The following is a 22,261-nucleotide window of genomic DNA, read 5'->3' as shown; positions in this document are numbered from 1 at the left end:
TTAAGGGGGGTAATTCGACTTGTGTATACGCCGTAGCTCTCTACGCAACATCACATAACAAATAAATTTATATCCATTAGACGATCGCTTCCAATCCACTCACTGTAGCATTCGGCTAATCTCTGTTCACTTGTAAGGTGAGTAATTTATACTGAATAGGCCCTAACAATACAGCAAACGCTTAAGTAATCTATGATCGCACTGGAAGGGTATAAAGTCCTGACAGAACTGCACGCAAGCCCTAATTCTCAGGTTTATCAAGGATATCGAGAGTTAGATCGACAACCAGTAGTACTGAAAGTTCTGTGGCAAGAATACCCATCCCCAGAAGCGATCGCTCGGTTTAAACTTGAATACGATCTCACACGCCGCGCTCAAGCGCCTGGAATTATCCAAGCCTACGACTTGAAAAAATATCAAAATACCTTAGTGTTAGTTTTAGAGGATTTTGGTGGGCAACCTCTACGTGAGTTACTCAATCAATCGCCTCTACCGCTAAATAATTTTTTGCAATTGGCTATACAAGTAGCGGCAGCTTTAGAAGCAATTCATCAGCAACAAATTATTCATAAAGACATTAATCCTGCCAATATTCTTCTCAATCCCACAACTCAACAAACGAAAATAATTGACTTTGGGATTGCTACTTTGTTGTCGCGGGAAAATCCCACGTTGCGAAATCTGAATGTTTTAGAAGGGACTCTCGCTTATATTTCTCCCGAACAAACAGGACGGATGAATCGCTCGATTGATTATCGCACCGATTTTTACTCTTTGGGAGTCACTTTCTACGAACTGTTGACCCAGCATTTACCTTTTATTAGCGACGATCCTGTAGAACTGGTTCACAGCCATATTGCCAAACAACCGATTCCACCCGATCGCATCAATCCTCAAATTCCACCAGCGCTTTCGCAAATTGTGATGAAGTTGCTAGAAAAAACTGCCGAAGCGCGTTATCAAAGTGCTTTTGGATTGCAGGCAGATTTAGAGCAATGTTTGGAGATGTTGCACGCTACAGGGCAAATTTCCTTATTTGAACTGGGACAGCAAGATTGCTCCGGTAGATTTCAAATTCCTCAAAAACTCTACGGACGCGAGGCGGAAGTGACAAATTTGCTGGCAGCTTTTGAGCGAGCTAGTCACGGTCAAAGTGAAGTGATGCTGATTGCAGGTTATTCTGGAATTGGCAAATCAGCCCTAGTTCAAGAAATTTATAAACCGATTACTCAGCAACGGGGATATTTTATTTCTGGGAAGTTTGACCAGTTTCAACGCAACATTCCCTACAGTTCTTTAATTCAAGCCTTTCAAGCTTTAATTCGCCAACTATTAACTACAAGTGAAGCCGAAATTGCTATTTGGCGCAAAAAATTATTAGATGCTCTTGGTGTCAATGGCCAGGTGATTATCGAAGTGATTGCAGAGGTAGAACTGATTATTGGTCAGCAGCCACCCGTTATAGAACTATCGCCCAAGGAAGCGCAAACTCGGTTTAATTTGGTCTTGCAAAACTTCATTAAGGTCTTTACCCAAAAGGAACATCCTTTAGTGATGTTTTTGGACGATCTGCAATGGGCGGATAGTGCATCACTCCAGCTGATTCAGTTGTTAATTAGTCAAGCAGACAGTCAATATCTGTTGCTGATTGGTGCTTATCGCGATAATGAAGTAGATAAAAGCCATCCCCTGCGGACAACGATCGCATCTTTAGAACAAGCAGGGGTAGCTATTCACGAACTCACCTTAACGCCCTTAGCATTGCCTGAAATTCAACAACTCCTCAGCGATACTCTCAACAATGTCGATTTAGCAGAAGTTACTCCTTTAGCAGAACTGCTTCAGCAGAAGACTAATGGCAATCCCTTCTTCATGAATGAATTTCTGAAGTCGCTGTATGCAGAAGAATTACTCCAGTTTAATTTCACTCAGCGACAATGGCAGTGGCAACTGACAAAAATCCAAGCAGCGCAGATTACCGATAACGTAGTTGAGTTGATGGCGCTGAAAATTCAAAAGCTGCCAGTAGCCACCCAAGAAGCTTTAAAATTAGCAGCTTGTATTGGTAATTCCTTTGATTTACAGACTCTGGCGATCGCTAGCTCAAAATCCCTTGCAGATGTCGCCGCCCAACTCTGGGAAGCCGTGCAAACCGGACTAATTTTACCCCAAGGTAATGACTACCAACTCTTGCAAGTTGCCGACCTAGAAGTAACAGCGTTGACAAATTTGGATGTAGTCTACAAATTTCTGCACGATCGCGTCCAGCAAGCAGCTTACTCACTGATTTCTACCGACCAAAAACGGGCAGTACACTTGCAGATTGGGCAACTATTATTACAAGGCATTACTCCCCAAAAGCAAGAAGAAAGGATTTTTGACATTGTTAATCAACTGAATTTCGGCATCGTCCTAATCGCAGACCGTCAACAGCGACAAAAATTAGCTCAGTTGAATTTAACAGCAGGTAACAAAGCCAAAGCCTCAGCAGCTTATCAGCCAGCTTTAGATTATCTGATAATGGGGATTAATTGCCTAGCAGCTAACTGTTGGCGGCAACAATATCAGCTAGCTTTGGCATTGCATACCGCCGCCGCCGAAGCTGCTTATTTGGGTGGGGACTTTGAACGCATGGATGCACTCACAGATGAAGTTCTGCAAAAGACCCGCAGCACAGTCGATCAAGTGCAGGTTTATGCCATTAAAATCCAAGCTGCGATCGCCTGCGATCAATTATTGGCAGCTTCTAAACTCGGTCTGCAAGTTCTGCAACTGCTGGGCATTCCCTTAGCCAGCAACCCCGGCCAACCGCAAATTATGCTGGGATTGCTAAAAACTAAACTTGCTTTGGCAGGTAAGCAAATACACACCTTAGTTGACTTACCAAAACTCACCCATCCCACAAAATTAGCGGCAATTCGCATCCTGGCAAGTATTGCCTCGGCGACCTACCTCGCAGCCCCGAATGTTTTTCCTTTGACGGTCTTTAAACAGGTAGAAATATCCGCGAAATATGGCAATGCGGCAGAATCAGCCTTTGCCTACGCTACCTATGGTTTGATTCTCTGTGGCGTTGTTGGGGATTTGCAAGGGGGATATAAATTTGGTGAATTAGCCTTGCAAGTCCTAGACCGCTTCAATGCCAAGCATTTGCAAGCGAGAACTTTATTTGTAGTTAATTCCTTTGTCCGCCACTGGCAAGAACCACTGCAAAATACTATTCCTTCACTGCAAGCAGGATTTCAAGTTGGGCGCGATACGGGTGATACCGAGTACGCTGCCTTTTGTGCGAATACATGCTCTATGCATTGCTATTTTTCTGGTCAAAATCTGGCTGAATTAGATGAATGTTTAGCTATTTACGCAGATGCAATTCACCAGTTTAAGAAAAAACCGATTTTTGTTCTCATTCAACTTTATCGCCAAGTAGTTGCTAATTTACAGGGCAAAAATGCTAATCCCTGTCAGTTGATGGGGGAATTTTATGATGCAACGTCGATGTTAGCCCAGCATATCGAGAGTAACTACCGCACAGCTATTTTTTATATTTATACTAATCAATTAACGCTGAATTATTGGTTTGAAGATTACGCTACAGCCGTCAAGAATGCTGATTTAGCAATTCCTTATTTAGATGCAGTTGTGGCTTTATATATTGTGGGATGGTTCCACTTTTATGACTCATTAGCACGACTAGCTTTAGCTTCTGTTGTCAGTGCAGCAGAACGTCAAAAGTTACTCCAGCGAGTGGCAGCAAACCGGAAAAAATTGCAAGTCTGGGCGAAATTTTCTCCTGTCAACTATACCCATAAATTAGCGCTGGTAGAAGCAGAATGGCATCGGGTGCATGGAGAATCTAGTCAGGCGATCGCCTGTTACGATCGCGCCATTGCCTTAGCCCAAGAAAACCAGTATTTTAATGAAGCGGCTCTCGCCAATGAATTAACTGCCAAATTTTACTTAGCCCAGAACAAATCCAAGATTGCCCAAGTTTATCTGCAAGAAGCCCGCTATCTTTATTTGCAGTGGGGAGCGATCGCTAAGGTAAAAGATTTAGAAGCCAAGTATCCCCAAATCTTAACGCGCATTCTCGAAAAAGCTGTTAACTCAACTTTATCAACCACTACTTCTCACCCAACAGGTCTCACAAGTACCAGCCGCTCAGAGTCATTGGATTTGGTGACAGTCATCAAAGCTTCTCAAACCCTTTCTGAAGAAATTCAACTAGATAAACTTTTATCTAACTTAATGCGGATTTTAATAGAAAATGCCGGGGCGCAACGGGGATTTTTGCTGTTGTCAACCAAAGGAAAATTTCTAATTGAAGCTCAGGGAACCGTTGGTGAGAATACTATTCAGGTGTTGGAATCACTCAGTATTGAAGATAACCAAACTCTCTCGACTGCGATCGTTAATTATGTGATTCGCACTAAAACTAATGTAGTCTTAAACGATGCCATCAACGAAGCAGTAGGGATTGGGGAATTCATCAAAGACCCCTACATTCGCCAATACCAGCCGCGATCGATTTTGTGTACTTCCTTGATTAACCAAGGAAAGTTAGCAGGGATTGTCTATTTAGAAAATAACTTGACAACAGGAGCATTTACCCCAGATCGTTTGGAGTTGCTCAACCTGCTTTCCGCACAAGCAGCTATTTCCATTGAAAATGCCCGTTTGTATACAGATTTAGCTGCACTCAACAAAGCTTATGAGCGTTTTGTCCCGCGCCAATTTCTGCAATTCCTCGATAAGCAAAGCATTATAGACGTGCAATTAGGCGATCAGGTGCAGCGAGAAATGTCAGTTTTATTTACCGACATTCGCGCCTTCACCACCCTTTCCGAAAGCATGACTCCCGCCGAAAATTTCCGATTTATTAACTCCTATCTCAGCCGCATGGAGCCAATTATTCTCGAAAACAATGGCTTTATCGACAAATATATTGGTGATGCCATCATGGCCTTGTTTGCCGGAGATGCCGATGATGCAGTACAGGCGGGAATTGCCATGTTGCAGACATTAACAACCTACAACGAAAAACGCCAAACCAAGGGCTACTTACCAATTCAAATTGGCATTGGGATTAATACTGGTTCGCTCATTTTGGGGACAGTCGGCGGGTTGAATCGTATGGATAGTACAGTGATTAGTGATGCAGTTAATCTAGCAGCGCGAATCGAAGGATTGACGAAAACATTCAACGCGCCACTTTTAATTACCGACCAAACTTTTGAGCGCTTACAAAATCGCGATCGCTATGGTATTCGTGTAATTGGTCAGGTGAAGGTGAAGGGTAAAACGAATGCTGTGACTGTTCATGAAGTGTTTGCAGCCGATTCCCCAAAAGTGAATGCAGGTAAAGCGGCTACTTTAGAAGTATTTGCATCAGCATTAGCGTGTTACGAACAACAACAATTTGCAGCAGCAGCCGAGTATTTTCAAGATTGCTTGCAGCAAAACCCGTGCGATCGAGTCGCGCAGATGTATCTTGAGCGCTGTCAGCCAGGAAAAGAAATAGCATCAATTTTTACTGAGGCAGTTAAATTTTAAGGGATTTACATACTGATTGCTGACTAAATTAAGAAGTACTGAGTAATTAATTACCCCCCTTAATCCCCCCGATGCATTGGGGGGAGACCGGAAATCTAGTTCCCTCCCCTTTGCAAGCAATGCCCTGACTTGTACTGAGCGTAGCCGAAGTAGCTTGTCGAAGGGGGGAGGGTTAGGGTGGGGTAAAACCGTGATTTCTCAGCTATTTCAGACTTGTGTATACACGGTAGCCTCTTGTAGGCGGTCTTTCAACTCAGCACTCTTCATAGTTGGATTTAAAAATCCTGAAAAAGCTGATGTTTGGACATTTGAGGGCAAAAACTCAACTTTTAAATTAAAACCTAGTGTTATACCTAAAGGCAAAACACCAAATTAGACAATACCAGGGTATCAATTAATGAATCCTAAAATTCCCGAACCCCGATTTCCAGAGGCAGCAATGACTGCCAGCCGTCAGGAAATATCGAATTTACCGATGAATGTCATCTATGGAGATGTACCGACAGATTTATCAGGACATACGTTTATTATTGCGCCTGTAGGTAGTGTTGCCTCTGGGGGATTACCCAATCCGAATGGAACCCACATTTTTAACGGTGATGGGATGATTTACCGCTTAGATTGGCAAGCCGGACAGGTGACTGTCAAAACGAAACTGGCACGTACACCTTGCTATTATGCAGATCGAGCAACTTTTAAAAATCCTACTTATCGCTCTCATCAATTTCGCGATTATGGGTTGTTACGCTTCTCCCCTTCCTTGGGCTTGCGAGATGAGGTAGATATTGCCTTTCTCGCCTTTAATACGGCTAACGACAGCCAAGAGCGATTAATGATTACTTATGACGCTGGTCGTCCCTACGAAATTGATACCAATAGTTTAGAGATTGTTACCCCAGTGGGAGGTAACACTGAGTGGAAACCGTTTCTACCTTTTCCCTATCCTTTCCCCCCGGTGTTGAGTACGTCTCACCCAGCCTTTGATGGTTATACCAACGAAGTTTTCTTAGTTAACTATGGGCGATCGCTGAGTAATTTTCTCGAAAGTGCGCGTTTCATTTATGACCTGGAACAACTGCCCCAGGAACTACAGCAATTGCTAAGTGCGATCGCTCAACTTTTAGACAACAATCCTTTGCAGATTCCCTTGGGAATGTTCTCGAAGTTTTCTCAAAGTTTCTCGCAACTATTGATTGGCTGGATTGAGAAATTGTTGGGAACTGCTATGCCAGATTTTGTTCGTCTGATGCGGTGGGATGGTGTCGGTAAACTCCAGCAGTGGGATTTAATACTGCCGGATGGTTCCCCGGTGCGAATTGAACAAAGCATCCATCAGTTGGCAGTTACCAAAGATTACGTGGTGCTGATGGACACCTCCTTGAAGATTGGCCCAGAACAAATCCTCAATAATCCCATTCCCGATAGTTTGGAAACTGAGCGCCTACTGCGACGATTACTGACGCGATCGCAGCAGCCCAATTCCCCCATTTACATCGTGCGTCGGGCTGACCTCAAAGCAGATGTGACTACTGTCGTAGTCCGCCCAGCCGTAATTCCTTTAGAAACAGTGCATTTTTTGACCGATTACGAAAACCCCGACGGTCAAATCACCTTGCACGCTGCCCATCTCTGCGCTACAGATATTGCCGAATGGGTTCGCAAGTATGATATATCAAAATTCGACGCTCCCAAATCTGCGCCTCTGTGGTTGGGAGGAATGTTATCTAATGGGCAAATGGATGTGGGTCGTCTGGGTCGCTATCAAATAAACGGCGAGACAGGTCAGATTCAAGATGCCAAAGTAATTTACGATACTCGCCGTCATTGGGGTATAGGATTCTACGCTTGCCAGGAAAAGCTGGCCTCTGGATTGCCTCCTCAGCGGATTGATAATATTTATTGGCAATCCCTCGGTTTTTGGCCAGAATTGCTGACTGAGTTTATTTACAACTTGTACGAAGAGTATCCCTATCGGGCTGTACCACTAAAAGACTTAATGCAACGAGAAGAAGCATTTCACAATCGCCCTTCTTCTTTATTTCGGGTCGATACAATCAAAATGGAGGTGGCAGATTTTTATGATGCGCCCTCTGGTTACTTCATCAGTTCACCCCAGTTTGTACCGAGATTGAACAGCAATGGCAGTTCTACAGATGGCTATATCGTCTGTACGGTATTTGGGGAAAATAACAACGAAATTTGGATCTTCCAAGCCGATCGATTAGGGGCTGGGCCTATATGCAAATTGAGTCATCCACAACTGGATTTTGGCTTCACAATGCACACTACTTGGTTATCTGCGATCGCACCTCGCACTGCTAATTACGATATCCCCGTGCGACAAGACTATGAATCGTTACTTAAACAGCCAGCCATTCAGCAATTATTCACAGAAGCAGTTTATCCGCATTTTCAGTAGAAGTTGCGATCTATCTATATAAATTAGGAGATTTTAAAAGCGTGAATGTAAGGAACAGTAACGTTCCTGCCTCCTGCTTGGTCACTGAGCGTAGCCGTTGGCGCAGCCTCTCGTAGAGAAGTGCTGCCTTCTGCCTGGTCACTGAGCGTAGCCGAAGTGCTGCCTCCTGCTTGGTCACTGAGCGTAGCCGTTGGCGCAGCCTCTCGTAGAGAAGTGCTGCCTTCTACTAATTGCAACATTCTCAAATCAGGGCACATTACTACTAGGAAGAACGACTATTATGACTAAAGTATCTAAAGATGCACGAATTTGTATTGTCGGGGCGGGAGCAGCCGGATTATCTACGGCTTACTTTTTGAAAAAGCAAGGCTACCGCAACGTACTTGTCTTAGAAAAAGCTGGACGGGTAGGGGGATTATGTTGTTCTATTACCTATAATTCCCGTTCCTTTGACTTAGGAGCAAATTATCTCACTCCTGCTTACAAAGAAGTCCTCAAAATGGCTGAAGAAGTCGGCGCTCAACTTTACAGCGAAGGGCCAGGGCAAGTCTACAACCCTTTTAAATCTCAACCGGGACAACCTGCCTACACCTCAATCATGAATGCCGTTACCGAGGGAACCGACCCCAGTAACGTTTTTGGCAGCCGTTGGGCGCTATTGGTGGGAGCGTCTTTGGCTAGAGCCAATTATTTCCGTTCCTGGGTTTGCCGGTATCAGTCAACATCCCGAACTCACTCAACCTTTTTCCCAGTGGTTAGCAGAGAAAAATTTGTCATGTCTAACAACTTTATTTGAAATTCCGATTACCGCAATGGGCTATGGCTATTTAAACGAAATCCCTGCTGCCTATGCCTTAAAATACATGACTCTAGAAACCTTTGGGACTTTAGTTACTTACGGTGCAGATATGCGCTGCGGTTGGCCTAAACGGTTTATTGATGGTTTCCAACGCTTCTGGGAGCGTGTTGCTTGGGGAATAAATGTGCGCTTGAATATTGACATCAAAGAAATCAAGCGTGGAGCAATTACACGGGTGCGGTTCACCGAGCAAGAGCAGATTCTTGACAAGATTGTTACCCATGAAGAAGTTTTAGAATTTGACTATCTGGTTTTAGCTTGTCCGTTGACGTTGAATGTTCTCAACACCTTTCTCGATTTGTCGCCAGCAGAGAAAGACCTATTTGAGCAGATTATTCTCAATCCCTACAGTTTGATTACTTATCTAATTCCCGATTTGGAAATGCCAACCCCAGTAACTAATGTCATTCCCTTAAATGCAATGGGGAATCCTTGGTTTATTGCTCAACAGTTTGCTGACAATGACCTGATTGCCTTTTACACTCGCTTAGATCGTGAGGGAAAAATCACTAAAGAAGATGTTCTCCAAGGGATTCAAAAGACATTAGAGAATTTGGGAGTGCAGGTAGATGATGATTACTACACCTACGATAAGTGGCCTTACTTTCCTCACGTTACTTCAGAGGTTATGCAAGCGGGATTTTACGATCGCTTAGAAGCGATGCAAGGTCAACGCAAAACCTTCTATGTAGGAGGCTTATTGAATTTTGAGTTGGTTGAGACTATTGTGGAGTACTCAAAAAGTTTAGTCGAGAAGAACTTTTAGTCCAGAAAACTTCTTTCTCCTTTGAAGTTGTACACACAAGTCGAATTACCCCCCTTAATCCCCCCTTGTAAAGGCTACCGTGTATACACAAGTCAAATTACCCCCCTTAATCCCCCGTTGTAAAGGGGGGAAACCGGAAAATCTAGTTCCCTCCCCTTTACAAGGGGAGGGTTAGGGAGGGGTAATTCAATGACTGGTAGTGATTCCATAACTTGTGTGTACACCGGCTAAATCAGTAATTTTGGTTGGCGATCGCATAGATCGCATTTAATCGCACCTAGTTAATTCGGCAAAACCACGCTTTGACGCACAGCACGCTTGCGATCGCTTTTACGAGTACCTCCAGCCATCTGATACTCGTGGCTATTATTACCATATTTATAAGCAATACCACGCAAAATCTTCTCAGAACGGAAACGTGAAAGCAGAAGTTGCTACAGCTTGCGCAAAACACGGAAACGTTAAAGCGGAAGTTGCTACAGCTTGCGCGAAACGCGGAAACGTTAAAGCAGAAGTTGCTGCAAGCAAAGCGGAAGTTGCTACAAGATCAGTCGCACCCTTCGACTTCGCTCCCTTCGACTTCGCTCCCTTCGACTTCGCACCCTTCGACTTCGCTCCCTTCGACTTCGCTCCCTTCGACTTCGCTCCCTTCGACTTCGCTCCCTTCGACTTCGCTCCCTTCGACTTCGCTCAGGGAGCGTTTTTGTGTCGAAGTGTCGAAGCCATCACCACCGAAGCCAACCAACCTACTGTAATGAGTTTCATTTTGGCATTCGGCTAATTTATGCAACAAATTTGTATCTCCTGAAATCAGAGCTTGCTTCTTTTTTCGACTCCAACCTTGCACCTGCTTCTCACGCTCAAAAGCGTCTACTACGCACTGATAATACTCACAAAAAACTAGCTTCACAGGCAACCGTTTTGCTGTGTGGTTTGCGCCCTCACCTTGTTGATGTTGCCACAGCCGCCGCTCAAGATCCGTTGTACTACCTGTGTAGTAACTACTATCAGCACATTCAAGAATGTACATATAAGCCATAAATTGATTTGTGCAATCGCTTTGTATTAGAAAAAGTGTTCCCTAAATAAAGCGTTCCCTGAGCGAAGTCGAAGGGAACACTCTCCTGCTAAATTTTCATCATCCTTGTAAAACTTGAACAACAGTCAACTTTAGGTCAGCAAATACCAGTGAAGCGATCGCCCCAAAATTCCGAAAGTGCGATCGCTGTTGTGCATTGCGTTATGCTGTCGCGATCGATATAACTTTTAATCACGCCATTTTGCATACAGATAGTTATTCAGAATATTTTCATCTTTGCTCAGTAATATATTATTATTTAACAGAGCATTTGCCGTAATAATCCGATCGAAAGGATCGCGAGTCCAAGTGATAGTTAAGCTAGTACTGATAATATTATTAAAGTTTTGATTACATATCTTTAAACCAATTTGCTGCGAGAGATTAGAAATAATCACATCCGGTTCATCCTTAAGAAGTTTTATTTCATATAAATACTGTAACTCTAATCTCACAATTGGCGAAATATAAACGTCATTATCATTAATTAAAGTTTTAGCAATATCAGTTAATTTATCTGTTAAACCAGCATAGAGCCATGCTACTACATGAGTATCAAGATAAATCAATATTAATCTCCTGTTCCCAATTAATATTAACTAAATCATCTGGATTTCCTTGAATAGCATCAGATTTGAATGTCAAATTTTGAAGCTTATCTTGTTTTTCTAAAGGAACAATTTTTAATAATTTGCCATTTTTGTTAATTTCTAGTGGAATACCTGTTTCTAGTACTTCATCTAGTAGATACTCGATGTTATTACTTAATTCCGTTAATGTAACCTTTTTCATTGCCTTTCTTAAAGTTTTACATTTACATTGTTAATGAGCTTAGATATCATAGCAAAAATTCTTCCCTTACCTTGAAAGATTGTTATGGAATATAGCAACAATGCCTCAAATTCTCTAGTTCTGTAGATGCGTGCGCTCGTCTCCGACGGGGCATAGCCCATCGCCATCTTGTCACCGCGCATCATCAAAACCTATGCGATTGTAAGCGATCGCCCCGAAATCCCGAAAGTGCGATCGCCTGTTTTAATCAGTACAATCGCTCCGAAATATCGAAAGTGCGATCGCCTGTTTTAATCAGTGCGATCGCAGTACCAGTAATTGATTTCCTTAAGCAAAACGTTGCCTGAGCAAAACGTTCCCTGAGCGGACTTGTACTGAGCTTGTCCTGAGCGCAGCCTCTCGTAGAGAAGGGCGTAGCCGAAGTAGTCGAAGTAGTCGAAGGGAACATTCTAATTGCTCTTAGCAGCAATGCCATCGCAGAGGTGCTTGTCGCTCACATTGGGATTTGATTGTAAATAAACACGTAGCCGATTGCAACTGTAGACAATTAAATCATTTAGATTATTATTTGGGTACACTTTCCAGAGTTTGACGCTCTTGTCAGAACTAGCAGAAGCGATGGTCTTGCCATCAGGGCTAAATGCTACGCTAAAGACCGCATCGCTATGCCCCTTGAGGGTGAGGATGGGTTTACTTGTAGCCACATCCCAAAGTTTGACGCTCTTGTCAGAACTAGCAGAAGCGATGGTCTTGCCATCGGGGCTAAATGCTACGCCCCAGACCTTATCATTATGCCCATTGAGAGTGGAGATGGGTTTACCTGTAGCCGCATCCCAAAGTTTGACGCTCTTGTCAGAACTAGCAGAAGCGATGGTCTTGCCATCGGGGCTAAATGCTACGCCCCAGACCTTATCATTATGCCCCTTGAGGGTGGAGATGGGTTTACCTGTAGCCGCATCCCAGAGTTTGACGCTCTTGTCATAACTAGCAGAAGCGATAGTCTTACCATCGGGGCTAAATGCTACGCCCCAGACCGCATTGCTATGCCCCTTGAGAGTGGAGATGAGTTTACCCGTAGACGCATCCCAGAGTTTGACGGTCTTGTCAGAACTAGCAGAAGCGATTGTCTTGCCATCGGGGCTAAATGCTACGCTAAAGACCACATCGCTATGCCCCTTGAGGGTGAGGATGGGTTTACTTGTAGCCACATCCCAAAGTTTGACGCTTTTGTCATAACTAGCAGAAGCGATGGTCTTGCCATCAGGGCTAAATGCTACGCCCCAGACCGCATTGCTATGCCCTTTGAGGGTGGAGATCGGTTTACCTGTAGCCGCATCCCAGAGTTTGATGCTCTGGTCAGAACTAACAGAAGCGATGGTCTTGCCATCGGGGCTAAATGCTACGCCCCAGACCGCATCGCTATGCCCCTTGAGGGTGGAGATGGGTTTACCTGTAGCCGCATCCCAGAGTTTGACGCTCTTGTCATAACTAGCAGAAGCGATAGTCTTACCATCGGGGCTAAATGCTACGCCCCAGACCTCATCGCTATGCCCCTTGAGGGTGGAGATGGGTTTACCTGTAACCGCATCCCAGAGTTTGACGCTCTGGTCAGAACTAGCAGAAGCGATGGTCTTGCCATCGGGGCTAAATGCTACGCTAAAGACCGCATCGCTATGCCCCTTGAGGGTAGAGATGGGTTTACCTGTAGCCGCATCCCAGAGTTTGACGCTCTTGTCTAAACTAGCAGAAGCGATGGTCTTGCCATCGGGGCTAAATGCTACGCTCCTAACCACATCGCTATGCCCCTTGAGGGTAGAGATCGGTTTACCTGTAGCTGCATCCCAGAGTTTGACGCTCTTGTCATAACTAGCAGAAGCGATGGTCTTGCCATCGGGGCTAAATGCTACGCTAATGACTTTATCGCTATGCCCCTTGAGGGTGGAGATCGGTTTACCTGTAGCTGCATCCCAGAGTTTGACGCTCTTGTCATAACTAGCAGAAGCGATGGTCTTGCCATCAGGGCTAAATGCTACGCTAATGACTTTATCGCTATGCCCCTTGAGGGTGGAGATCGGTTTACCTGTAGCCGCATCCCAGAGTTTGACGCTCTTGTCAGAACTAGCAGAAGCGATGGTCTTGCCATCGGGGCTAAATGCTACGCTAATGACTTTATCGCTATGCCCCTTGAGGGTGGAGATCGGTTTACCTGTAGCCGCATCCCAGAGTTTGACGCTCTTGTCATAACTTGCAGAAGCGATGATCTTGCCGTCGGGGCTAAATGCTACGCCCCTAACCGCATCGCTATGTCCTTCCAAGCGGTTTCGTTCTTGCAGATTGTAACTTGCTCGCTTGAGTGCTACTACAGCTTGCTGATTAGCCGTTAGTACCAAATTAGCATTTTTAATTGGTCTACCTAAAACTTGTCTCCCTGACTGTATAGCTGCAACCGCAGCCTCAAGTTGCCTATCGGACAGTAGGGAAGTTTCAGAGGTTTGAGCCAGAACGATCGCACTTTGTTCTGCTGCTTCCTTAGCTTTGTTTTGGGCATTATACCATTGATAACCCGCAAAGATAGCTACTCCAGCTAACCCCATACTAAACAATGTAACAACTCGGTTTTGCCGCAGTGCTGCATCCAGCTTTTCTTGAACTTGACTATTTCGCAGTTCTTGACTCTCCTGAATATACACCTCGGCTATCCCATTCAGCATTTGCCAATCGCCAAATCTAGTTAAATATGCCTCTGCTACTGCCAATCTGTCATCTTTCCTAAGAAACCCTGGCTTTTTATCATTCTTCTCCCAGTCTTGGGCTTCCGCTTCAATCTGTCGCTCAATACCTATTCCCAACTTATATTCATCTTTCCAACCCCGCAACATTTGCCAGTGGCGGATTAAAGCTTCGTGAACCACATCTAAAATTACATCCTGAGAATCCGGCTCATCCGTCTTTGTAATTAATCGTGCATCTCTATCAGCTAACTTATCGCTCACCTGTTGCAAAAGTTCCAAAGAATGATGGGAATTAACCAACTCACCCAAACGCACGCGCCGCCTGACATCTGTGGTTTCTCCCATTTGCGTCAATTCCAGAAAAATCCGCCGCGCCACAGTTTGTTCTGTTACTGAAAGACTCTCATAAACTGCATCAGCGCGTTTTTGTAGCGTTCCTTCCACCCCGCCTAAATCCTCATAAGTTTTCAGGCTGAGAACGTCATCGCCTTGATTTCTCGACTCCCGCCATAATTCTGTCAAGGTATATTGCAGCAAAGGCAAACTTCCGGGGTAATCTTCAACATCATTAATTAGTTGCTGTTTTAACCTTCCCTCTATGCCTAATCCTACCCAATCAGCCGGTTTAGTTATCGCTTCTTCAATTTCCTCACGGCTTAAGTGTTCGACGTTGATGTAAGGTTTATGGATTCTGCTGGCAAATTTGGGATATTCTCGCCATCTTCCCCGAAAATCCGATCGCATCCCAATGAAAATATAGAGGTTATCTGTACAATCAATTAATTCCCGCAAACAGTCAAAGAATTCTTGGCGCTGGCTGTCATCGCACATAGTAAAGCATTCTTCAAACTGGTCGATAATCAAAATGACTGGTGTGTTTAATGCTTTTAATTCCTCGCCGATGACATGGGCAATATTTTCTGTTGTCTCTGGAAGAGAAAGGTTAGGGCGTGTTTTTAAACTACTTGTTTTGCCGCCTAACTTTTTAGATCCCCCTAAATCCCCCTTAAAAAGGGGGACTTTGAGAGATTCTTCGCCCTGCTTTTGAAGGGGGACTTTGAGAGATTCTTCGCCCTGCTTTTGAAGAGGGACTTTGAGAGATTCTTCGCCCTGCTTTTGAAGAGAGACTTTAAGAGATTCTTCGCCTCCCTTTTGAAGAGAGACTTTAAGAAACTCTTCGCCCCCCTTTTTTAAGGGGGGTTGGGGGGATCTAAGACTTTGAAAACACATAGTAGGCAAGGAAACTGCAAAAGCCTCCTGTAAACTGTTAACAGGAGATTCTTTCGGCGTAAAGGGAGTAATATAAGTCCAGCGATCGCTCCCTGGAATATCTTGCCCTAACTTAAGCTGATATAATAATCCAGCCCGTAACAGAGATGATTTCCCACTACCGGAAGCACCTAACACAGCAATGAGGCGATGCTTATCTGTTATCTGTTTAATCAACTGCCCAGTTAGCGCACTCCGCCCATAAAAAACCTCAGCATCTTCCTTTGTCTCCTTAAAATACGACAGAGAACGATAAGGACACTTATCTTGAAAACTTTTTTGCGAAAACTTAGTTGTCAGCAGAATTGCTCGTGGGGAATTGGCAATTAACGGACGCTGGACTGTATTCGGCATTCGGCTGATAATCAAATCTGCCAATTTGTGGCTATTAACGATCCCATCTGCGTCATTTTCAGGATTCAATCCTGCAAGTAACGCCTCCGTCAACAACCCCTGCGTGTGGGGAATTTCGACACCAGTTTCGTAGGAACGGGTTGCAGTAATGAAACAGTAGTCTTTATCTGTGGGAATAAATTTTAACAATTCACCGCTATAGCAGCAATCTAGCCAAACAACGACTCGTTTAGCCTGACTTTTTTGCAGCTGCTCGCCCAACCAACTTAAGGGTATACCATAGATTTCTGCATCAGGTAAAACATCACTGGTAGCTAGAAATATTTCTTCTTTACCCGCCACAGTTTTGCACCACCCATGTCCTGAAAAAAAGAATAACGCTGTTTCTGGCGTGGGGTTTGGATCGGGAGGATTGAAAAGATTAGCGATCGCTTCTCTCAATTCTTGCACCTTTACTGCCCCTTGGCGGTCAATTTTACTTTCTCCCTTCGGGTTTAAAGTTTTAGGTAAACACTGAGCGCGAAAAGGTCTATAACCGTATAGTTCTAATTGTTGGGCAATTTTCTCTGCATCCTCTGCTGCTGCTGTTAGCGGCTTTAGAGTAGTGTACTCTGGGTAATAATTAATTCCAATAACTTGAGCAGCCCATTCCGATGCCATTTTTCTTACCTGACTGACTCTGATAACTTTTTGGTTAAACTGTAGGCAAAATCTGCCCACAGCATTTGTTTAGTTTGTATGAAAAATCACTAGAATACAGTGCAATAAACTAGATTAATTTACCCAAATAAAAGGTATAATAAGCAACATTAATTTTAATAATTATTCTTTTTAGAGATCGAAAATCAAAATTGAACATGAAATACATAGTGTAATTATCTCACTGAAATTACGTTTATACTATTCGTAGTGAATTTGGTATAAAAACCTATGAATACAAAGGCTGACAATACTATCATCGCTTTTCTCTTAGCGTTTCAAGACTTAAAAACCGCCCTTGGAGAACAAGAGAAACAAAATTTAAAAGAAGTTGCCAAACAGTTAGACACCCAACCCAAAGCTTGGGAAGACTATATTAAAGAACGTTTATTAAAAATAATTACCCCTAATCCTGACTTAAATCAGTCTTATCAATTGTATAAATCTCAATTAGATAATCTCGAAGAAATTCCTCATGAATTACTTCCGACGGAAGCAGAAATTAGTAGGCTTAATACTCTTGAAAAGTCTCCAATAACTAGAGGATTTAAACCCAAAGATGAAGCTATAGGTTACGAAAGCCAACTCAATAATATTGTAGTCATTGTTGGTAGTTCTTCTCAACCAGAAGAAACCGTCAAACAAGTCAAATTTTTAGAAAAATGGAAACAGTTTTTATCTCAATCCAATCAATCCAATTAGTTTTGCCCTTGTGATGAGCGATTTAATCTATCCGACACTCGATTTGTTTTTATATGCTTTAAAAACTTCTTTAAACACAACTGATGCAGAAACACAAAAAAATCAAGCAGCTTTTTTAGAGCAATTCCCCTCTGGTACTCAATTCTACGATCCTGACATTGAAACCGAGTATTTAGAGATTACCCATCCTCCTCAAATTAACTTTATTTCCCACAATAAAAGTTTAGAAGGATACTATTATGCTGTGAGATTAAATGACACTTATGGCTTACAAATTGATTGTTCTATTAATAATCAAACTGAAACTCAACCAGCTAAGTCTTTTGCAATCTTAAAAAATGAAATTGAACAAAAAATAAATAAAGAACTGGCAATAATTGGAAAAAGCTGGTTGCTTTCTGGTTGGCTACCAGAAAACTCATCTCAGAACCATGAAGATATTGCCAAAAATTGCTATTATGCTTTATTTAATGATACTTATTGGCAACCAGACAAAGGTACTTTTTTAGACGGGAAAGTTTTTGAAGTAGGGCGATCGCAATATATAAATCAGAGCCTAAAAAACGTAACAACGCCTCTAAATAGTAATGAACGTCATGTGATTATTACTATTTATAATAATCGAGAGAGCGCAGAACAAGCTGCGGAATTTTATAAAGATTGGATGGGGTTATTTTGTTATCGAAGTAAGATTTCGTGGGCTTATTGGCAAAGTCGTTTAGTCAAAGAATCTCTGCTCAATCATTATAAACAGATTGAAGAAAATAGAAAAATTACCAATCAAAGTAATTCTCGGCAAGAAAAGCATAATATTACAAATTCTCGCAAGATTTTAAATAATATTGATAATATTCTTCAGCAATATACAATCGACTTACTAAACCTTTCTTTCCAAAAACAAATTATTGAAATTAATTTATCTAACTATCAACTTCGCTTGGCTTTAATTAAAGAAAAAGTAGGTCAAAATAATCAGTTAGATTTTTTAGAAAAATTTAGCGCCCTAGCGAACAAAAAATATTTACCACAAATTACCAAAGATATCGAAAATATGCAGCTTGGCTTGCAACTTTTAGAAGATACAATTAACTCTACTCGCAGTCGCATAGAAGCCGAGAAAGCAGAACGAGAGCGTAACTTTCAAGAGCTTGTAGCTGTTGCGGGTGCTGGGATCGCAACTGTATCTCTGCTAAAAGAGACGGCAAAAGATTGTAAAGATATTTTTAAGCAAGTTGACTTCTTTTGCAAGTATCCTTTAAGTGGCAGCCTAATAGTGGGAATCATTGTTGGTTTTGTAGTTTGGTGGCTGAGAAAACGAGTGCGATCGTGAAATCATGTAATATTCTCAGTCGATTTTCTTAGCTGACAAACTAGCACTGACAGCACCACATCCAATACGGTTCGGATAAGCATTTTGAACTCAAAATAGGGTTTGGGGAAAAGGGAAAAGGGTTTGCGGTTAAAGGTTTTTTATTCCCCTTTCCCCTTTCCCCTTTACCCTTTACCCTTTAACCGAACCGTATTGGCACCACATCAGATTCAATTACCAGTTGTTTGAATGAACTTGAAAGAAGCTATTTTTCTCCTTCGTAAGCTAGGGCTTGGTCGCCTGCTTGGGCAAATGCTTGGGCGAGTTCAACTAGCTTTTGTCGCTCTCGATCGTTAATAATACCAGCCGGAGGTGGCATTCGTTTTTCTTGAATTTGGCGTACCGTTTCGTGTCGTAAAGAGAGCGCTTGATTTGGATAACTCAGCATTACTAAAGGATTTTGTTTAGCCGCGTTGTCTGGACTATGACAAACAATACAAGCGTGTTGACGTAAATTAACCTCAAATGCACGATAAGCAGCATCAACTTTAGCGACGTGTGGGTTCGATGGAGAAAACAAACGAGTATACAGTGTCACATAAGGTTGTTTCTGACCATGAGCATCATTCCAAACCCACTTACCATCCCATACATGATTTACTACTGGTCTTTGTGAGTCAACCACAGCTGAACGCAGCGCCCCTTTGAGCTTTTTCTGTTCTAGAAACAAAAGTAATTCAGTACTTTGCTGGTAAGAATTCCACTTTTTCGATGAGTGCCAAAAAGGATAAGGATAAGCACCAATATCAAGCTGATTACGGAACTGAATGGGAAGGTGAATCATAATTAAATTGTTTACCTGTTCAACCTTTGGTTCACCTTTGAACATAAAAGTAGCTAGGTAAATGCGACGCCAAACTAATGGATTAAATTCAGTTGTTTGATTATCTTTGAGATTATAATTACCGACTTTGTTTTGAGCGCCCCACAAGAAGGGTGCATTCATGGTTTTGCGGAGGGCTGTTAGTTTAGCGAGTTTGTCAGCGCATGAGTTGAAAGCAGCTAAATTTTTAGCATCAGAAACAACGGGACAAGCAGCAATAATTTCTTTACCGATTTTCTTAGCTAGTTCTATGTCCGGCGATACTTCTTGTGCTGATACTATATTTTTGGGATTGAGTGCTTGTGTTGTAGATATCAAGAACGCGTTCGTCGAAGACGTTAGCAAAGCGATCGCTACCGCTATGCTCAATAACATAGATCGCATAGGCGCAGCCCGCACTTCTCTACGAGACGCTCCGCGAACGGCTGCGCTCAGTGACCACCGCAGGCATCGAGAGTAAAATCTCCGAAGATCAGACATTGTAGAACTCTGAAACTAAATAGGATTTAAGTAAATGTAGAGACGCGAAATATCGTGTCTCTATATTTTCTAAACAGTCAAAGCCTTAAACTGTGATTCTTGTACCATCAAACTTGGTGAAGGTAAAACCTGCAAATTTTTCGCGGAACGTTAGCTTTTCATCTCTGAGAATGCTGATGGCGATCGCTTCGCCAAGGGCCAACGACGCTGCTGCATCTGTGCGCCAGTGAATCCCAGCACTATCACGACCCAAGCCAATATTTGCCGCCAGTTTGTTCAATTCGCCGCCCACGGTCAGCAGTGGGCCTTGATAGGGAATCAACTTGGTGGGATCTTTGGGATCGGGTACCACCGGATTCGGAATCACATAACTCTCATCAAATAGTGCTTTCAAAATCGTGACACTGGCACCTGCCGACACCGAAGCGCCCCCTGGATAAGAAGAGTGGAATGGTGCCCCTTCAGGAAAAGCTTGCGGTAGCAGATAGGATTTGTTTTTACTAAAGAAGCGGTCTAGTACTTCTGAGTTAAAAACATCGGGGTGAATCGGATAGTTTGTTTTATTCACCTTGTTGTTGTGAACCAACCCACCATAAGCCTCTGCTCGCAGACGACGGTGAACATAGTACTTCTGCCAATAAGCCGCTCTGATTGCATGTGGAGCAACCCAAGCGATGAGAGATTGTGAATACCCTGGGCCAAATGTCGCAGAACCACTCGCTTGGGTCTTCGAGTTGTTATAAGGATTACCGGGATTGTAAGGTGAGCCAACGCCACCAGCTAGGAAGTCATTAATGACTGGCTTGGCGAGTAGAATTAGAGCAGCATTTGCATAGACGGGTGGTGGCGTGTGGGCAATCTCTGACTGGTCGCGCCCGTTGATAAAGTAGCGAGGGGTTGAGTTAAATTTAATCGTTCGACCAGAATCACCACCATTTTGCACCAGCAACCACTCGTTATAGTTGGTTTGAAAACTATTTTCGGGAATAGCTAGAGGAACACGGTTAAGCTGAACATAACTCTGTGTTCCTGCGGGCACAGGACGCAGTAAAAACTGGGAGACGTATGGCCCCACATCTACCCCTGGTAACGTGTAGTAAGTTGTTCCACCAGAGCCATTAACGTAAATTGCGGTGCCTCGAAATAAAAGTTCGGGTGTAACTCGTCCGTTCTGTTTAGGCCCTTTGAATGCTGACAACCGATTCAAATCCTGAACTGCTGCCAGAATCAGCGGGTTAGTTGTATTATTGTGGAACTCGCTAAAGGGTACATCCTGCAACAGTTGTTGCCAAGCAATTTCGAGGAATTCAGCCGCCTGCTCTGCACTATCGAGGGTAGGTGGCACTGGAATTGTCAATTGGGTCGGATTCAGCCCACTCAAGCTAACTGCTAATGGACCGAGCGGTTGTACCAGCTTCCGTTTGCCACCCAGGATGATATTTTCATACTCATTGGGATCGTCGGAGGTCAACGCATTAATAAAAGATTGATAAGCCTTCAAATCCACTTCGCCCAGCTTGTTATGGGGTAATCCTCGTGTATCCGTCGCAATTTTATTAGCATACTTCGCCTCATCTCCATTGGTGGGATGAGGAGGAATAGGAATTTCCGAATTAACCTTGGCTGCTCTTATACGTACTTGAAAAGCTCTATTACGAAAGTTGCTATAGTTAAACGTTGCAGGAGTAAACGTTGCAGGAGGTCTTTGGGCCTGGACAACATTTCCTCCTTTCTTCAAGGAAAGGGATGAGCTGAAAACCCCCGCCACAACACTAGCGGCACTAAACAAACCAGCGCGACCGAGAAATAAACGTCTGCTGCCGCGACTGAGGAATAATCTTTTACTACCTGCGCTCGTTTGAGGTTGCTTAGTTTTTGTTATTTCACTATGAGCCTGAGCATTTTTTTCAGAATCTTGATGAGAATTTGGATTTACTTGCATAAGATGTTCTCCACTAGAAAAAATAATCCAAAAATTTAGTCATAAGTGAATACATGAGCATCTGAAAACTAGAACAACTAGCCACACAGAAAATGCCTACTCCTAGAGAAACAGGGAAATCAAACCAGATTTGGGATGATATCTGGGGTTACTTTACTGGTACTGGAAGGTAACTTGCATAAGAGTGATATCAGGTTCGGTTAAACACTTAATAATATCTGTAGCTTCGGTTGAAGAACCTAGAATCTAATGCGAATAGCATCTCCTAGAGAAAGGGCTTCTCGCAGTCAAACTCAACATTTAGATCCTTGTTTAGGTTGGGTTAACGGCAGTCAAACCCAACCTAAATTGATAGATTTTATTAAAAGTAATCATCCAAACTTGATATGATTTTTCGTGACAGTCATATCAGCACTGAATGCCG

Annotated in this window: 14 protein-coding genes; 7 read left to right on the top strand and 7 right to left on the bottom strand. The window is 43.1% G+C overall.

The features are described from left to right. The first annotated feature begins 192 nt into the window (after positions 1-192). Positions 193-5,553, top strand: a complete 5,361-nt coding sequence (locus tag NSTCB13_RS33865; RefSeq protein WP_448275417.1) for an AAA family ATPase — start codon at positions 193-195, stop codon at positions 5,551-5,553. Positions 5,554-5,950: 397 nt separating this feature from the next. After that, positions 5,951-7,972, top strand: coding sequence for a carotenoid oxygenase family protein (locus NSTCB13_RS33860; protein ID WP_448275415.1), 2,022 nt, complete (start codon positions 5,951-5,953; stop codon positions 7,970-7,972). 23 nt (positions 7,973-7,995) lie between these two features. Here the strand turns inward: NSTCB13_RS33860 and NSTCB13_RS33855 are convergent, their stop codons facing one another. After that, positions 7,996-8,211, bottom strand: coding sequence for a hypothetical protein (locus NSTCB13_RS33855; RefSeq protein WP_448275413.1), 216 nt, complete (start codon positions 8,209-8,211; stop codon positions 7,996-7,998). A 41-nt stretch (positions 8,212-8,252) separates the two neighbouring features. Between NSTCB13_RS33855 and NSTCB13_RS33850 the strand changes: the two genes are divergently transcribed. Next, positions 8,253-8,768: an FAD-dependent oxidoreductase gene (locus tag NSTCB13_RS33850; protein ID WP_448275411.1), complete on the top strand. Its 516-nt coding sequence runs from the start codon at positions 8,253-8,255 to the stop codon at positions 8,766-8,768. Continuing rightward, positions 8,743-9,597 carry a hypothetical protein gene (locus NSTCB13_RS33845; RefSeq protein ID WP_448275409.1) on the top strand — a complete coding sequence of 285 codons (855 nt, stop codon included), beginning with the start codon at positions 8,743-8,745 and terminating at the stop codon, positions 9,595-9,597. Before NSTCB13_RS33850 ends, NSTCB13_RS33845 begins: the two co-directional genes overlap by 26 nt. Positions 9,598-10,144: 547 nt before the next feature. Here NSTCB13_RS33845 and NSTCB13_RS33840 read toward each other — a convergent pair. The 3 genes from NSTCB13_RS33840 to NSTCB13_RS33830 form a co-directional block, all read right to left on the bottom strand. Beyond that, positions 10,145-10,636 carry a GIY-YIG nuclease family protein gene (locus NSTCB13_RS33840; protein WP_448275407.1) on the bottom strand — a complete coding sequence of 164 codons (492 nt, stop codon included), beginning with the start codon at positions 10,634-10,636 and terminating at the stop codon, positions 10,145-10,147. Positions 10,637-10,863: 227 nt separating this feature from the next. Continuing rightward, positions 10,864-11,244: a type II toxin-antitoxin system VapC family toxin gene (locus NSTCB13_RS33835; RefSeq protein ID WP_448275406.1), complete on the bottom strand. Its 381-nt coding sequence runs from the start codon at positions 11,242-11,244 to the stop codon at positions 10,864-10,866. Then, complete coding sequence (locus NSTCB13_RS33830; RefSeq protein WP_448275405.1) at positions 11,231-11,467, bottom strand: type II toxin-antitoxin system Phd/YefM family antitoxin; 237 nt, start codon at positions 11,465-11,467, stop codon at positions 11,231-11,233. The genes NSTCB13_RS33835 and NSTCB13_RS33830 overlap by 14 nt, the downstream gene beginning before the upstream one ends. Positions 11,468-11,635: 168 nt before the next feature. Between NSTCB13_RS33830 and NSTCB13_RS33825 the strand changes: the two genes are divergently transcribed. Beyond that, the gene (locus NSTCB13_RS33825; RefSeq protein WP_448275404.1) at positions 11,636-11,761 is read left to right on the top strand and encodes a hypothetical protein; all 126 of its coding nucleotides are present in this window, start codon (positions 11,636-11,638) and stop codon (positions 11,759-11,761) included. A gap of 155 nt (positions 11,762-11,916) precedes the next feature. On the opposite strand, the gene NSTCB13_RS33820 is transcribed toward NSTCB13_RS33825, so the two are convergent. Continuing rightward, a complete protein-coding gene (locus NSTCB13_RS33820; RefSeq protein ID WP_448275402.1) occupies positions 11,917-16,482 on the bottom strand; it encodes an nSTAND1 domain-containing NTPase in 4,566 nt (1,521 codons plus the stop codon). A 270-nt stretch (positions 16,483-16,752) separates the two neighbouring features. On the opposite strand from NSTCB13_RS33820, the gene NSTCB13_RS33815 reads away from it, so the two are divergent. Together NSTCB13_RS33815 and NSTCB13_RS33810 are read left to right on the top strand one after the other, a co-directional pair. Continuing rightward, positions 16,753-17,223, top strand: coding sequence for a hypothetical protein (locus tag NSTCB13_RS33815; RefSeq protein ID WP_448275401.1), 471 nt, complete (start codon positions 16,753-16,755; stop codon positions 17,221-17,223). A 10-nt stretch (positions 17,224-17,233) separates the two neighbouring features. After that, positions 17,234-18,553, top strand: coding sequence for a hypothetical protein (locus NSTCB13_RS33810; protein WP_448275399.1), 1,320 nt, complete (start codon positions 17,234-17,236; stop codon positions 18,551-18,553). A gap of 244 nt (positions 18,554-18,797) precedes the next feature. On the opposite strand, the gene NSTCB13_RS33805 is transcribed toward NSTCB13_RS33810, so the two are convergent. Further along, positions 18,798-19,895, bottom strand: a complete 1,098-nt coding sequence (locus NSTCB13_RS33805) for a c-type cytochrome (RefSeq protein ID WP_448275397.1) — start codon at positions 19,893-19,895, stop codon at positions 18,798-18,800. A gap of 85 nt (positions 19,896-19,980) precedes the next feature. Further along, positions 19,981-21,837 (bottom strand): vanadium-dependent haloperoxidase, encoded by a 1,857-nt coding sequence (locus NSTCB13_RS33800; protein WP_448275396.1) that lies wholly within the window; start codon positions 21,835-21,837, stop codon positions 19,981-19,983. Between the last annotated feature and the right edge of the window lie 424 nt (positions 21,838-22,261).

The organism is Nostoc sp. DSM 114160 (assembly GCF_053470305.1).
Note: the sequence above shows the minus strand (reverse complement) of the source record. Positions and strands in the feature narration are given on the sequence as shown.

Coding starts and splice junctions, on each gene's coding strand:
- NSTCB13_RS33865 (WP_448275417.1), top strand. CDS start 193: ATGATCGCACTGGAAGGGTATAAAGTCCTGACAGAACTGCACGCAAGC.
- NSTCB13_RS33860 (WP_448275415.1), top strand. CDS start 5,951: ATGAATCCTAAAATTCCCGAACCCCGATTTCCAGAGGCAGCAATGACT.
- NSTCB13_RS33855 (WP_448275413.1), bottom strand. CDS start 8,211: ATGTTGCAATTAGTAGAAGGCAGCACTTCTCTACGAGAGGCTGCGCCA.
- NSTCB13_RS33850 (WP_448275411.1), top strand. CDS start 8,253: ATGACTAAAGTATCTAAAGATGCACGAATTTGTATTGTCGGGGCGGGA.
- NSTCB13_RS33840 (WP_448275407.1), bottom strand. CDS start 10,636: ATGGCTTATATGTACATTCTTGAATGTGCTGATAGTAGTTACTACACA.
- NSTCB13_RS33830 (WP_448275405.1), bottom strand. CDS start 11,467: ATGAAAAAGGTTACATTAACGGAATTAAGTAATAACATCGAGTATCTA.
- NSTCB13_RS33820 (WP_448275402.1), bottom strand. CDS start 16,482: ATGGCATCGGAATGGGCTGCTCAAGTTATTGGAATTAATTATTACCCA.
- NSTCB13_RS33815 (WP_448275401.1), top strand. CDS start 16,753: ATGAATACAAAGGCTGACAATACTATCATCGCTTTTCTCTTAGCGTTT.
- NSTCB13_RS33805 (WP_448275397.1), bottom strand. CDS start 19,895: ATGTCTGATCTTCGGAGATTTTACTCTCGATGCCTGCGGTGGTCACTG.
- NSTCB13_RS33800 (WP_448275396.1), bottom strand. CDS start 21,837: ATGCAAGTAAATCCAAATTCTCATCAAGATTCTGAAAAAAATGCTCAG.